The organism is Acinetobacter endophylla (genome assembly GCF_053543775.1).
Genome location: NZ_JBLVOM010000013.1, coordinates 1 through 14,541 on the forward strand (window position 1 = coordinate 1; position 14,541 = coordinate 14,541).

A 14,541-nucleotide genomic window follows, 5' to 3' on the forward strand; every position below is an offset into this window, starting at 1 on the left:
CACGACTCTAAAATCACCAAAGCGTTCTGGTAAGTCTCGCCACGGGATACCTGAACGATACCGATACAATACTGCTTCAACAAATAGTCGGTTGTCTTTGGCCGTTACTCCAACAGTACCCATTCGTCCAGGTAACAGATCTTTAATCTGTTCCCATTGATCATCTCTTAAGGCATAGCGTTTAGTCATAAAAGTATAATGGGGACAAGGTGGTTTTCCTCAAGGTAATTGATGACACGCCCTAATACCAAATGCTGACAATACTCAGCAAATCACCGCCAACAAAGAACAACTGCAAAAAGAAACAGAAGCTAAAGAAAAACAGTTTGCTGAACAACATAAAGCTTTACGGGAACGTGAACAAAAACTATTTGAACTGTCCGCAAGTTTAGAAGAGCGTGAAAAATTACTTGCAAATATAGATGCTGAACTTGCACAAAAACGTGCAGACGTTGAACAAGCCAAAATTGCCAACAGCAAAATCGAAGACCATACCGACTATAAAGAAGACGAAACTCGAAAACTTAAAATTGACCTCATGCTTGAGGAAGCAGGTTGGGAGATTGGCACAACAGTTCGAGAAGAAGTGCCTGTTACAGGGATGCCGAGTCCATCAGGTAAAGGTGCGGTGGATTATGTACTTTATGATGTCAATGGCTTGCCTTTGGCTGTGGTTGAAGCAAAACGCACATCAACCGACCCTGAGATTGGACAACAACAAGCCAAGCTCTATGCAGACTGTTTAGAGCAACAAACAGGACAACGCCCTGTCATTTTCTATACCAATGGCTACAAAACCCGAATTTGGAATGATGTGCAAGGTGGCCCACCACGCTTAGTTCATGGCTTCTATACGCAAGCAGAACTCAAACGCCTGATCGAACGACGTAAAAACAATCCTGATTTGAGTAGCTTCCCGATCAATGCGGACATTGTCGAGCGTTACTACCAAACTCGTGCCATCAAAGCCATGCTTGCAGCCTATCAACGTAAAGAACGTGCAGGCTTACTGATTATGGCAACAGGCACAGGTAAAACACGTACTGCCATTGCACTGGTCGATGTGCTGATGAAAGCCAATGTGGTACAAAAAGCCTTATTCCTTGCAGACCGCACTTCATTGGTCAATCAGGCACACAACGCTTTTAAAGCCAATTTAAAAGATGCCTCATTCGTCAATTTACTTGAGGATAAAAATCAAGTTGGTCGAGTGTATTTCTCGACCTATCAAACTATGATGGGCTTAATTGATGAAAAAAATGCGGACGGTACACGACAATTCGGTACAGGCATGTTTGACCTGATTATTGTCGATGAAGCACACCGCAGCGTTTACCAAAAATTTGGCGAGATTTTTAAATACTTCGATAGTTTGCTTGTCGGTTTAACTGCAACGCCACGAGATGAAGTTGATCGTGATACATACGCACTGTTTGGCTTAGAAAGTGGTGTCCCAACCGATTACTACGACCTCGATCAAGCCATTGCCGATGGTTATCTCGTGCCACCGAAAGCCTATTCTGTCCCACTTAAATTCATGCGTGAAGGCGTGAAATATGACGAACTTTCCGAAGAAGAAAAACAACATTGGGATAGTCTAAATTGGGGCGATGAAGATGCACCTGAAGAAGTCTCAGCATCCAAGATTAATAAAGAGCTGTTTAATACAGGCACGATTGATTTAATGCTCAAGCACTTAATGGAAAATGGTATTAAAACCGAAGGCGGTGATCGTTTGGGTAAAACCATTATCTTTGCCGTCAATCAAAAACATGCCCAGTTTATTGCTGATCGCTTCAATGAAAACTATCCGCAATATGATGGCAAGTTTGCCCGTGTCATTACTCATGCCACTAAGTATCCACAAAGCTTAATTGATGACTTTAGCAAGAAAGATTTACCTGAGCCACAGATTGCGATTTCAGTGGATATGCTCGATACAGGGATTGATGTGCCTGAAGTGGTCAACTTAGTTTTCTTTAAAGCTGTGCGCTCTAAAGTGAAATTTATGCAGATGATTGGGCGTGGCACACGACTCTGCAAAGAACTGTTCAGCCCTGAAAAAGATAAAAAAGAATTCTTTATTTTCGATTATTGCTCTAACTTTGAATACTTCAATGAAAATCCAGATGGTGCGCCTGTATCGACCACAGAGCCACTCGGACAACGCTTGTTTAAAGCGCGTTTAAATATCCTGAGTCTGCTCAATGCGAAGGACGATGCCACCGAAGAATTAAAAGCTGTACAGCAAGATATGCGTCAGAGTTTACAGACTGAAGTGAAGTCTATGAATAATGACAACTTCATTGTGAAATCTGAACTTGAGCATGTTGAACATTTCAAAAATGATGATGCTTGGAACAACTTAGATGATCTTGCCATCGGTACATTACGAGAACACATTTCGAAACTCCCGAATCAGCTTGAGCCTGAAACTTTAGAAGCCAAACTGTTTGATATGCTTTGCTACAACCTTGAGTTGGCAGTATTGGAAAAGAACAATACAGCAACTCAAAGCTATGCCAATAAAGTGATTGAAATTGCTTCTAAATTGGAGAGCAAAGAAAACATTCCTGTGGTTGCAGAACAGATTGCGCTGATTCAAGACATTCAAACCGTGGAATATTGGAAAGGCATCACCTTGCTAATGCTGGAGGCGATGCGTAAACGTATTCGCGGCTTGGTGAAACTGATTGAAAAATCAACCTCAACCATTGTGTATTCTATGCTTGATGATGAAATTGGAGATATGCAAGCAGTCGATATACCAGTCGTTTCAAGTGGCGTAAATCTAGCCCAGTATCGTAAACGTGTCGAAAGTTTTATTAAAGCCAATGAAAATCATATTACCATCGCGAAGTTAAAGCGTGGTTTGACTCTTACACCGACTGATTTAAGTGAGCTAGAGCGTTTTGTTTTTGAAGCTCAAGAAGTTGAAAGCCGAGATAAATTTGAAGAATGTTTTGGGACTGAAAAATCCTTACCGTTATTTATTCGATCTTTAGTTGGGTTGGATCGTCAGGCAGTACAACAAGCATTCTCAAAATATCTGCAAGGGTCAACCTATAACGAGAAGCAGATTCGTTTTGTGGAAATGCTAATTGATCATTTGACACAAAACGGTGTGCTGGATGCGGCACAACTTTATGAACCACCTTTTAATCAAATCCACTATGAAGGGGTAGATGGTGTGTTTGGTGATGCGGATGTTGACAACATATTTGGGGTTGTTGAAGCGTTTAATGAAGCGGTGGCGTAAGTTTTAAATAATTAAATAGGTATTAGCTGTGCATATTAAAAAATTATCAATTGTGGGATATCGTTGCTTTTCAGAGGGTTTTGAAATCAACTTTAGAAAAGGGCTAAATGTAATTGTTGGGGAAAATGGATCTGGCAAGACCACTATAATTAACTCTTTTCGTCAATTGTTTATTGATACTGAATCTGGTTCATATAATGTTTCTTCGGATGACTTTAATAAACCTTTTAAAGAAAAGTCGATAGCTTCCGACTCATTCAAAATAAAAGTCGAATTTGATGAATTAGTGAAGGCTGAACCTATAGCATTTCTACAGTGGAGTGATGCTAAAAATAACGTGATTTTAAATCTAGAAGTTTTAAATAAGGAATTACGTGGACGCTTTAAAAAAAGTTTTTGGGGTGGGAATTCTAAATCATCACAATTTGATGTTGAGCTATTTGACAAAATTCATTGTATTTATTTACCGCCCTTACGTGATGCGGAATCAAAACTCGTAAATGGACGACAATCTCGTTTATCGAAATTATTAAAGTTTATTGAAGCCGAACAGATTAAGAAATGTAAAAAAGCTGAAGAGCAACACCCGTTAGAAAAGAAGTTTAAAGAATTCAATCAATCTCTTATTGATGATAAAGACTCTAGTATTAAAAAAGCCAATAAATTGATTGCAGATCACTTACTAGAAGCTATCGGACAGAATTTTAGTCAATCAACACATATACAATTTGTTGAAAATGAATTTTCAAAAATTGTTGAAAACTTAAGATTAATTTTCTTTCCCAAAATAACGTCTGCCGAATCAGATCAATTTAGAGACTTATGTCAGAATAGTCTTGGATATAACAATTTATTGTATATCGCTTCTATCCTTGCAGAACTAACGTTAACTAAGGAAGAATCATTATATAGGCTTTTACTGATTGAGGAGCCTGAAGCGCATTTACATCCTCAACTACAGGTTCGATTGTTAGATCATCTAGAAAAAGTTGCAAATGATGAGAACGTACAAGTTATTGTAACCACTCACTCTACAGTATTAGCCTCGAGCGTAAATTTAGATAAGATCATACATTTAACTAAGCATGATAACCCTACTGCCACACCGTTAGCTGAATGTGGATTAGCTGATAATAACTTGAATTTTCTTAATCGCTGGTTAGATATCACAAAATCCAACTTACTTTTTGCGAGCGGAGTGATCCTAGTTGAAGGTATAGCTGAACAAATGATCATTCCAGAGTTAGCTAAAACAGTATTAAAAGGTAAAGAGATTAATAATTTAGAAGACTATGGGGTTTCAGTAATCAACCTTAATGGCATATATTTTAATCATTTTATGCGCCTTTATTGTAATATTACAGGTGTGCCAGATGTGCAAGAAGATCAAGTGGGCTTAAATGTTCCAATCCGTTGCGCAGGTATTACTGATTTAGATCCTGAGCAACATTATTATGAAGATAAGATAATAACAGATCCGAAAACAGGAAAAGACATAGTCAAAAAAATAACATACGATTATAAACCTCATGAAAAAAATATATTAGAAGGTAAAAATCATGCTCTGAAATTAGTAGATAGCATTAATACTTCTGATTTTGCACGGCTATTTGTTGCAAAATTTAAGACGCTAGAATATGACTTAGCGATGGAAGAATATAATGCAAAAGAAATGGCTAAAATTCTAGTTGAACTGTGGCCAACAGAAGGCTCTGTTAAGAGAGGCTTACAAGAAATAATAGATCAGGATTTTTCAACAATCACTTCTGAACAAAAAGCAGATTATGCATTTGAAATATTGAAAAGAGTTGACGATGATAATATTGGTAAAGGATATTTCGCACAGGTTTTAGCTGATAAAATTTCTTTTAGAGAGGTTGAGCTAAAAGTACCTCAATATCTCAAAGATGCAATTCTTTGGGCTTGTTCATTAGACAAATCTTCTATTGAGGCATAGTTAGATGAAATATACAGATGAACAACTCGATTATATTGAACGGGCAAAAATTACTGAAAATATTTTTTTAAATGCATGTCCTGGCAGTGGAAAAACTGAAACCATTGCTCAACGAGTAGCAAATGAAATTGAGAGTTGGGCAAATTTTCCTAGTGGGATAGCTGTTCTATCTTTTACTAAAAGCGCTGCTAAAGAAATTGAGCATAGAATTAAAGAGAAAATAAAAGGACAATCAACCTATCCCCATTTTATAGGAACATTTGATAGCTTTATCCTCAAGAATATTGTTAATCCACTTGCTAAAGATATTTCTAAATATAAAGGAGATAATGGAGATTATTCATTTAAAGTAGTGAACTACGATTCACAGTTATTTTTTTTGACACAGTATAACCATGGCCATCAAAAAATTTCAGGACATCAGGTTGAAATTGATAATAGAACAGGACGTTTTAAATTTCATTTACCAAATCAAGATGCAAACCGTGCCCTTAATGCTATGGTTTTGGAACAATGGCGCAAAGATGATATTTATATTGCGAAAAAAAAATGCAGGGATGCAGGTTTTTTAACTCATAAAGATATCGAATACCTTGCAGAGTCAGCTCTAACTACTCGTACCATTACACAGGATTATGCAAAAAAATTAGCAACAAGATTTCAACTTATTATTGTCGATGAATGCCAAGATTTATCTTTTGAGCAATTAAGTATCTTGAAAGCTATGATGCTGACCGGAACAAAATTACATTTTATTGGAGATCTTAATCAATCTATATATGACTTTAGAGATGTCGATCCTAATAACATTATTAATTTTATAACTGATAATGGCTTTCGAGAAATTCAATTAACTAAAAACTTTAGAAGCTGTCAGAAAATTGTCAATATTGCTACTAAGATTATGGAATCTGGTTCAATCGAAGCTAATTTCACATCACCCGAACAATCATGTTTTGCACTTCAGTATCAAGACTCACCTAGTGAGGTTATTCCACATTTTCATGAATTAACAAAACAGTATAGCAATCGAGTTTTAGTGGCTAGAGGCCATCAGACTCTAAATCAATTATCAATTATAGATAATACACCAAAGCTTTCATCAGAGTTTTTACTGAGTTCTCTTTTAAACTTTGATGAAACAAGCTATAGAGAAATTAATCAATCTTTGATTGAATTTTCAGAGTATATTAAAAATAAAGTTCAGTTAGAAACTAAATCAAGCGACTATAATTGTCCTCAAATTATTGAATCTGAATTAGAGTGGAGATTATTTCTTTATAAATCTATTCAGTACTTATTAAGTAATGGCCTAAAACTAGAAACTAGTTCATGGACAGATTGGTGCAAAAAACTTAATGCTGTAATCATCAATTTACATGAGCAAGAATTTGTGCTACCAGAGATTTATGAAGCATTAAAAAGTTCTGACTTTAAAATTAAGTCTCCAAGTGGGAAAGCAAGTAATTGCATATCTACCTATCATCGCAAAAATCATGCATTGGATATCAAATTCAGAAAATCAACTATCCATGGTGTTAAAGGTGAAACACATGAGGCTACCATGCTGATTTCAAATCCTACACGGAATGGAACTGGTACACATTGGTCTCATTGGATAGGAGATAAAACATCTGAAGCTGCTAGATTTGCTTATGTAGCATCATCTAGACCAAAGCATATTTTAGTTTGGTGTGTTAAAAAACTAAATGCTTCCGATCAGAAGAAATTAGAAAGTTTAGGATTTGAAGTATTGAGTTGTTGGTTCTGAAATCTAAGATATGTTTAGCAAGTTAAAGTGTCCAAGTTAAATAAGAATCATTGTTCATACTCGTGATACTTAGGGTCCGTTTGTATAGGAATATGTACTAGCTTAGTTCAAAATGTTAAATCTTAGGATACAATTTTTTGAGTGTATCTAATTGGCTACTTTTAAGCGGAACTAGTGGACTACTCTTAAATGGAATTAGTGGACTACTATTGATGATATATACAGGCAAGTGTTAGAGATATTCGTTGAAAATACCGATGAAGTAGGTGATCAACCAGTACTAGAGGCTATTAATCACCCAGTAGGCATTATTACAGAAACACTCATTAACTTATGGTTCCATAGCAAACCAAATGATAATGAAAAGTTGCCTAAGGACTTCTTAGAAATATTCAGTACATTGGCCAGTTTAGAACATACTTCATATAGACATGGTAGAGTGATTTTAGCTGCTAATTTAATTCCGCTTTATAGGGTCGACAAAATTTGGACGGAGACTCATTTATTACCTTTATTTAATTGGGATAATAAAAAGGCAAAAAATGTATGGGAAGGTTTCTTATGGTCACCACGTATCTATGTCCCATTATTGATTAGTATAAAGGAAGATTTCTTAGAAACTGCACACTATTATTCTCAACTTGGTGAGTACAAGAACCAATATATAAGATTTTTGACATTTGTGGCTTTAAACAATTTAGATGGATATGCATTAAGTGACTTTGTGGATGTCTTTGATGAGCTTCCTCAAGAAGCATTAAATGAAGCAGCACATGCTTTGGTTGATTATATAGAAGCAAATAAAGATCAACGTGAAGAGCATTGGAAAAGTAATGTTGCAATTTTTTGGAAGGAAGTATGGCCAAAAAATAAAGAGCGTATGTCTTTGAGTATTGCGAGGTCAGTAGCAGAGATATTAATTTTATATGGTGATGATTTTTCTAGCTCTTTTGAAACTCTAAAATATTGGTTAAGACCTATAAGCTATCCTTATCGTATTTTAGATGAGTTGGTAAAGAGTAAGATATGTGAAAAATATCCTTTGGAAACATTGGATTTTATTCATTTGATCATAAGCAAAGAAGACATCCATAGCCTAGATAAGTTGAAAGAATGTTTGAAACTTATTGCTCAGTCTAATCCAGAGTTAGTTAATAACCATGAATATATAGAATTAATGGACTTATAGGAATCCAAAAGTCCAATGAACTAAAGTTGATTGGACTTTATATTTCTCCAATTTATGTATAGATCTTTTAGCTAGATTCAATAAGAACACATCAAAACTTGGCGATGTATGACTAGGTTTATCTGGCTTATTCAGTTTGATGTGGATTGAAAAGCTCTATATTACGATGCTATAGCCTATATGAGGCAATATGGTTTAATATCTTTATAGGGTTTTACGAAGTATATAGTTTGGCAAAATTAAGATTTTTTGCACTTAAAAAATTATATTGAAATTAATATTTTACGCCTAATTTACGCCAATTAATTGTAAGTTGTTGTTTTTGGATAATAAAAAGCCCCATGGTTAGGGGCTAGTCGTATATAGGTCAAGCCCATATACTGTAAGAGGCTCATCTCAAACTAAGCGTATTAGAACACAGCAGCCTGCAAATAACCATCTAAATCTGATTTAAACAGCCAATTGTTGCTCAATCACCGGCCATAAATTCTGATGCGATTTTTTAAACATCAGCATATGACCAATGGCCTTATAAGCATAACTTTTAGGTTTAAGTTCAATTATTTGGGTTTTTGCGTTTGGATATAAACGTAGTAAATCTTTCACATTGGCTTCGGTGGCAATCTCATCATCAGATGACCAGATTGCAGTCACAGGGCAGGTGATTTGAGCATGATAATCATGGGATGGTGCAATATTTTTACCAATCGCGTTGATTACATAACCCGGTTTACTACAGAACTGCGCCCATTCGCGAGCCACATCTTTAGGCAGGTTTTCACCCATACCAATCACTTGAGTTGGGCCATAGCCTTTAGTGATGCGAGCCAGTGGGAAAATGACATTAAACATCACTGGCGCAAGTAACTTGGTTTTGCCTTTGAGTCCTTTCACATGTCCGGTAGAGCCAGAGACAGCCACCACTTTTGCGACTTTATCATAATTTGGCACAATACCTAAAAGCTGACCACCGGCACTATGTCCAAGTAGGATCACTTTTTCTGCATTTGTACGCGTTGATAAAGCATCAATCGCGGCCGGTATATCCAGTTGCCCCCATTGCACAATACTGGCTTTTGAATTTTTCAAAGGGCCATGTAGTGAATCACCAATCCCGCGAAAATCAAAGACCATAACGGCATAGCCTTGAGCTTGTAACCACACACAAAACTGATGATAAAACTGTTTGGTAATGCCAGTTGCTGGACAGACTAATACTGGAAGTTTGTCAGTTTCAGAAATTGCTGCATAAAAACGTGCACTTAAGCGATAGCCATCTTGGCACTGGAGAGTCAATGTTTCAAATTCAGACATACGTTACACTATATTTTTTAGAATCCTGATGAAGCTTTTACTGTATAGATTTTTAGCAGGGTAGCTCGGGGAAAACATGACTTTAAAGTCAGTCAAATAATAAACATGGAATGATCTTATGCAGCTAATGGAACTTGAGCTGGCCGTTAAAATCGGCATTATTTTTAGTGGAATCTTCTTGTGGATCGGGATGTTCACCGGCGTTTGGAAATATTGGCAGATTCGTCAATCGCCTCAGTCACGTGCACATTATTATGTCGATATTGCCCATCGTAGCAGCCTGCTTTATGCACCTGCGACCTTAATTCTGGCAGTATTGGCCTATTGTTCAGTATTGCCGAGTATGGTGAATCTGATTTGCGTACTCATTAATATAATATTTTTCAGCTTCTCGATTGCCGCTTATATGTTGCATGGTTTCCTGCAAGACACAACGAATCAGTTTAAACAGCCGCATCAATTGGGTAAGTTTCATTTGCCAGGAAGTTTAATGACTTTCGCCATGCTGGGTTTAATTGTCGCAGAATTGGGCGGGACGGGGATCTTGCTCTATGGGGCATTTATCAGATTATTCTGATCTTCTCTTTATTGTTATTCTGAAATGATGCTGGAATGATTGAAAGTCAAAACACTTTTTTCACCAGATGGATGACTGGCCAAATCATCCATCTGGGCTAATTTAAAATTTGTTTATCGGTATTTCTGGTCTATGGCAGCCCATAGGAAAAACGCAGCTGAGACAATCAGTGCATAGCCAAAGTATTCAAGTTTTAAATTACCTTGAATTAAGCAATGGACGGTTAAAGTCAGCATGAGTGCAAAAGTGGTGCATATAAATGTCACCAGATTGGTGTTGTTGGCTTTAAGAGCGTCAATGAAGACTTGCTTGTTGAAATGTAATGATAACATCTCCATCCCTCCCATTTATTTATGTTATTGAAGATTAAAGCAGATTTAATCAGTCAGAATTGAATATATAGTTGTACTGTTTAATTTGGACCTTTGCAACTGCTGTGGCAGGCTTTTACAGTCAAAATGGCCATCTTTAGTCGTATAACTACATAATCACTTGATTAGGCAAGAATTATATTTTCAGATGTCACCTCCAGTTAGTTTTGGAAATAAGATGTAGTCATCATTTAATTAATGCGACCAGATAGAAAATGCAAATTCTACGCCAAAGATATGTAGTGTTAATCAATACTTTGTAAACCTGCGTATGACTCGGAGGGGGACTTGGTTTAAGTTAGCAACAATAGGTATCTAAAATCAGGAAATTAAAAGTTTTGTTTATATTTATATAAAAAATAAAATAATTAAAGTGCAATTCTATACATCATATTTTATAGAAAATCTTAGTATCAAGATTTACAGCGGTGATTGATTTGATGTCATCATTAAGAAACAATAAATGTCCGTTTGGGTAAAACCTGACAATTATTGATCACGCTCAAACCGGATTTTGGGTAAAAATACGATTCTTCAGACATCCTAGAAATTTTAGTTTCTAATACGGTCAATTACAGCTGTAATCAGCAATACAATCATGGATGGAATAAACCAGGCCAGATTCTGTTCTGATAGAGGTAAATTTTGCAGGAATGCAGGCAATTCAAAACCAGCGACTTTTAATCCGTCAAAAATACCAAAGATAAAGGCTACCAGGGTCACTGGCGCAATCACATGAGATGGTTTCTTAAAGAAGTTTGCACAGAAGCTCAGCATAATGACGCTAATGGCAGGCGGATAAATCGCGCTCAAGACTGGAACCGAAACGGCAATCAGTTTGGTTAAACCCAGATTTGAAATCACCAGTGAGAAGCCCACCAGAATAAATACAAAGATCTTGTATGGGATTTTGGTCAAGCTGGAGAAATACTCAGCGCAGGCACAGGTCAGACCAATTGCAGTCACCATACAGGCAATAAAAATCATGCCAGACAGGAAGTAGGCACCCATATCGCCAAAAGCATGTTGTACATATGCATGCAGGATAATGGCACCGTTGGCTGCATTTGGGGCAATCTCATGGCTACCCAGTCCAAGTTTAAACAGACTTAAATACACCAGAGTTAAACCAATACCAGAAATAATGCCGGCATTAACCGCATATTTGGTAATCAGTTTTTTATCCGTTACACCACGTGAAGTAATGGCTTTGACAATCACAATACCGAAAACTAAAGCGCCCAAAGTATCCATGGTTAAATAACCATTTACGAAGCCTTCAGTCACTGGACTGGTAACGTAATTATCGATCGCTGCAGGCGGATTGCTGGCAGGAATCATCACGGCTGCTACACCCAAAATTATCAAAGAAATAATTTTAAGTGGCGACAGGAAATAGCCGACGGTATCCAGAATCTTGTTTGGATATAAAGACACGATGGTCACCACAGCAAAATAGATGATGCTGTAAATGAGCAGGCTGCCAGATTCATTGCCAAAGTAAGATGAAAAACCGATTTCATAAGAAACGGTTGCGGTACGTGGCGTCGCAAATAAAGGACCAACAGCTAAGTAACAGATTACAGTCAGCAAAATACTGGCTGCTTTGCCCAGAGGCGAGCTTAGTGCCTGAATGGAGCCTTCAACGCGAGACAACGCAATAATGGTAATCACGGGTAAGCCGACTGCTGTAATAAGGAAACCTAAAGCAGCGAGCCATACGTGTTCACCGGCTTGTTGAGCCACAATCGGTGGGAAGATAATGTTGCCCGCACCAATAAACAGTGCAAAGGTCATAAAACCTAGGGCGACAATATCCCGAGTACGCAGACTTGTCATAAAGGGAGATCAATAGAACAAAAGAAAGCGATTTTAGTGTATATGTCCAATTTTTTGGAGTTTATTTTAAGGCTGGAAGCCTTGATTCTAGTGAGTTTGCGGATCATATAACCGGTCATTCAAATCTTGGTAGAAATATATGTTTGATAATTCGCTGAAAAATATATTTTTCCTTATAAGCTCAAAAAATATCTGCACTTGATATCAAAATATGTCAGTTATTGTTTGTATAAATAAACAGCAGTGAAAATTCCTATTTCAAGGAAAATTGCTGTGCTGAAACTCAACAACTGCGACATATTTCGCAAAAAAGGGATTATAATTCAGGGATTCATAGTGAGGATAGGTATATGCGAGCTCCAGCGATTAGTCTTAAGACTGAGCAAGATGTTGAAAAACTGCGGATATCTGGGCGTTTGGCTGCAGAGGTTTTAGCGATGATCGGGGGGCATGTCAAGCCAGGTGTTACGACTGAATATCTGGATGATCTCTGTCATGATTTTATTGTCAATACATTAAAAGTGACGCCAGCCAATATTGGCTATTATGGCTATACCAAAACCACCTGTATTTCACCGAATGAAGTGGTTTGTCATGGCATTCCATCATCAAAAGTCGCTCTCCAAGATGGCGATATTATCAATATTGATGTGGCCATTATTAAAGACGGTTATTTTGGTGATACCAGCCGGATGTACTATGTTGGAACACCATCTTCAGAAGCCAAGCGACTGGTCAATACCACTTATGAAGCCATGGTGGCCGGGATTCATGCGGTGAAGCCGGGCGCGACCTTGGGTGATATTGGTTATGCGATTCAAACGGTCGCACAGCGTGAAGGCTATTCCATTGTGCGTGAATATTGCGGTCATGGCATCGGCAAGGTCTATCACGAACAGCCAAACATTCTGCATTACGGCCAGCCGGGTCAGGGCATTAAACTGGTCTCAGGTATGGTGTTTACCATTGAGCCGATGGTGAATATGGGTAAAGCCCGCGTCAAAGAGTTGAAAGATGGCTGGACTGTGGTCACCACGGATAAATCCTGGTCTGCCCAATGGGAACATATGGTCTATGTCACCGAAACCGGGTTTGAAGTCTTGTCGCCTTGGCCTGAAGGCACAGGTGAGTATCCGGAGATTTAAAATATTGATTGAATGATCTTTATTAAGCTAATCCACTTACATAAATTACAACTCACTTGTGCTTGTTGACGAAAAAATACAAAACACTACATTAAACAGTGGTTTAGGATTTTATATCTGATTAAACTAAGAATCAGATACATAGGTTCCCTTTTTTTCGCTTACTATGCTGTAGTGACAGTTTCTCTAGCTCATTTTTCCCCAAGAATGAGCTATTTTTTTGTCCATTTTTCTAAAAAGCGTATTACTTAGCGCTGATTTAATTCAGCAACCAGATAATCAATAAAGACCCGTACTGCGGGCAATAAGCCACGACGTGAAGGATAAACCACATGGAAAATACCATGTGGTGCTTTCCAGTCAGGAAGTACCCGAACCAGTTCACCACTTGCTACATACTGCTCGACCACGTTATCAGGTAACAAAGTGATGCCTGAGCCTGACGCGGCCAGTTGTGCCAGCATATTTAAATCAGACCCCATGACCGTTGGACTGACACGTATTTTTTTCTGTTCCTGCTGTTCATTCTGTAAGGTTAGAAACTGCTCGGTATGGTCTTCGGCCATACTCAGGATTTTATGTTCAGCCAGTTGCTCAGGGGTTTTCAGTTCACCAAATTCGTTTAAGTAACCTTGACTGGCGAATAGATGTTGCTCAATTTTTTCAAACTGGCGAATCACTAGATTCGGGTCATCATCCAGGCTGGAACGGACACGTAAGGCCAGATCAAAGCCTTCATTGATAATATCGACCCGGCGATTGGTGATCATCATCTGAACTTTAATTTCAGGATATTTTTTCAAAAAATCCGGCAGAATTTTTGCCAGTTCGTTCTGGGCAATAGACACTGGCAGACTGACTTTAATAGTTCCGCGCGGTTCAGTGCTTAGATGGTCAACCAGATCATGCGCTGCCTGTGCAGCATTCAGCATAACTTGGGCATGCCGATAAATATTCATGCCAATATCGGTGACGGCAAAATGACGCGAACTGCGCTGAATCAGACGTACACCCAGACGCTCTTCCAGATTAAACACCCGGCGGCTAAGTTTGGATTTGGGAATATCGGTTGCACGTTCGGCTGCACTAAAGCCGCCATGTTCCACCACCTGAGCGAAA

10 protein-coding genes and 1 pseudogene are annotated in these 14,541 nt (G+C 37.9%); 6 read left to right on the forward strand and 5 right to left on the reverse strand.

Going from position 1 to position 14,541, the window contains the following annotated elements; all coding sequences use genetic code 11:
- On the reverse strand, positions 1-189 hold a 189-nt coding region (locus ACNPNW_RS02270; RefSeq protein WP_448766454.1), incomplete at its 3' end, for a transposase.
- Between the two features lie 52 nt (positions 190-241).
- Here ACNPNW_RS02270 and ACNPNW_RS02275 point away from each other — a divergent pair.
- The 4 genes and pseudogenes from ACNPNW_RS02275 to ACNPNW_RS02290 all read left to right on the forward strand — a co-directional run.
- Positions 242-3,259, forward strand: a pseudogene (locus ACNPNW_RS02275) (DEAD/DEAH box helicase family protein); the annotation flags it as partial.
- Positions 3,260-3,287: 28 nt separating this feature from the next.
- Positions 3,288-5,216, forward strand: coding sequence for an ATP-dependent nuclease (locus ACNPNW_RS02280; protein ID WP_448766455.1), 1,929 nt, complete (start codon positions 3,288-3,290; stop codon positions 5,214-5,216).
- Positions 5,217-5,220: 4 nt separating this feature from the next.
- On the forward strand, positions 5,221-6,987 hold the full coding sequence (locus ACNPNW_RS02285; RefSeq protein WP_448766456.1) for a UvrD-helicase domain-containing protein: 1,767 nt from the start codon (positions 5,221-5,223) through the stop codon (positions 6,985-6,987).
- 229 nt (positions 6,988-7,216) lie between these two features.
- A complete protein-coding gene (locus tag ACNPNW_RS02290; protein ID WP_448766457.1) occupies positions 7,217-8,176 on the forward strand; it encodes a hypothetical protein in 960 nt (319 codons plus the stop codon).
- Between the two features lie 450 nt (positions 8,177-8,626).
- Here the strand turns inward: ACNPNW_RS02290 and ACNPNW_RS02295 are convergent, their stop codons facing one another.
- A complete protein-coding gene (locus ACNPNW_RS02295) occupies positions 8,627-9,490 on the reverse strand; it encodes an alpha/beta hydrolase family protein (protein ID WP_222112192.1) in 864 nt (287 codons plus the stop codon).
- Positions 9,491-9,608: 118 nt separating this feature from the next.
- Here ACNPNW_RS02295 and ACNPNW_RS02300 point away from each other — a divergent pair, with 118 nt between their 5' ends.
- A complete protein-coding gene (locus ACNPNW_RS02300; RefSeq protein ID WP_222112191.1) occupies positions 9,609-10,067 on the forward strand; it encodes a hypothetical protein in 459 nt (152 codons plus the stop codon).
- A 113-nt stretch (positions 10,068-10,180) separates the two neighbouring features.
- Here ACNPNW_RS02300 and ACNPNW_RS02305 read toward each other — a convergent pair whose 3' ends face one another.
- Positions 10,181-10,399, reverse strand: coding sequence for a hypothetical protein (locus ACNPNW_RS02305; RefSeq protein WP_004645284.1), 219 nt, complete (start codon positions 10,397-10,399; stop codon positions 10,181-10,183).
- Positions 10,400-10,990: 591 nt separating this feature from the next.
- Positions 10,991-12,277, reverse strand: coding sequence for a branched-chain amino acid transport system II carrier protein (brnQ, locus tag ACNPNW_RS02310; RefSeq protein WP_085064886.1), 1,287 nt, complete (start codon positions 12,275-12,277; stop codon positions 10,991-10,993).
- Positions 12,278-12,627: 350 nt separating this feature from the next.
- On the opposite strand from brnQ, the gene map reads away from it, so the two are divergent.
- A complete protein-coding gene (map, locus tag ACNPNW_RS02315) occupies positions 12,628-13,422 on the forward strand; it encodes a type I methionyl aminopeptidase (protein ID WP_423090244.1) in 795 nt (264 codons plus the stop codon).
- 248 nt (positions 13,423-13,670) lie between these two features.
- On the opposite strand, the gene ACNPNW_RS02320 is transcribed toward map, so the two are convergent.
- On the reverse strand, positions 13,671-14,541 hold an 871-nt coding region (locus ACNPNW_RS02320; protein WP_448766458.1), incomplete at its 5' end, for a LysR substrate-binding domain-containing protein.

Excerpts from the sequence above, each read along its gene's own strand:
- ACNPNW_RS02285 (WP_448766456.1), top strand. The coding sequence starts at position 5,221 with ATGAAATATACAGATGAACAACTCGATTATATTGAACGGGCAAAAATT.
- ACNPNW_RS02295 (WP_222112192.1), bottom strand. The coding sequence starts at position 9,490 with ATGTCTGAATTTGAAACATTGACTCTCCAGTGCCAAGATGGCTATCGC.
- ACNPNW_RS02300 (WP_222112191.1), top strand. The coding sequence starts at position 9,609 with ATGCAGCTAATGGAACTTGAGCTGGCCGTTAAAATCGGCATTATTTTT.
- ACNPNW_RS02305 (WP_004645284.1), bottom strand. The coding sequence starts at position 10,399 with ATGTTATCATTACATTTCAACAAGCAAGTCTTCATTGACGCTCTTAAA.
- brnQ (WP_085064886.1), bottom strand. The coding sequence starts at position 12,277 with ATGACAAGTCTGCGTACTCGGGATATTGTCGCCCTAGGTTTTATGACC.
- map (WP_423090244.1), top strand. The coding sequence starts at position 12,628 with ATGCGAGCTCCAGCGATTAGTCTTAAGACTGAGCAAGATGTTGAAAAA.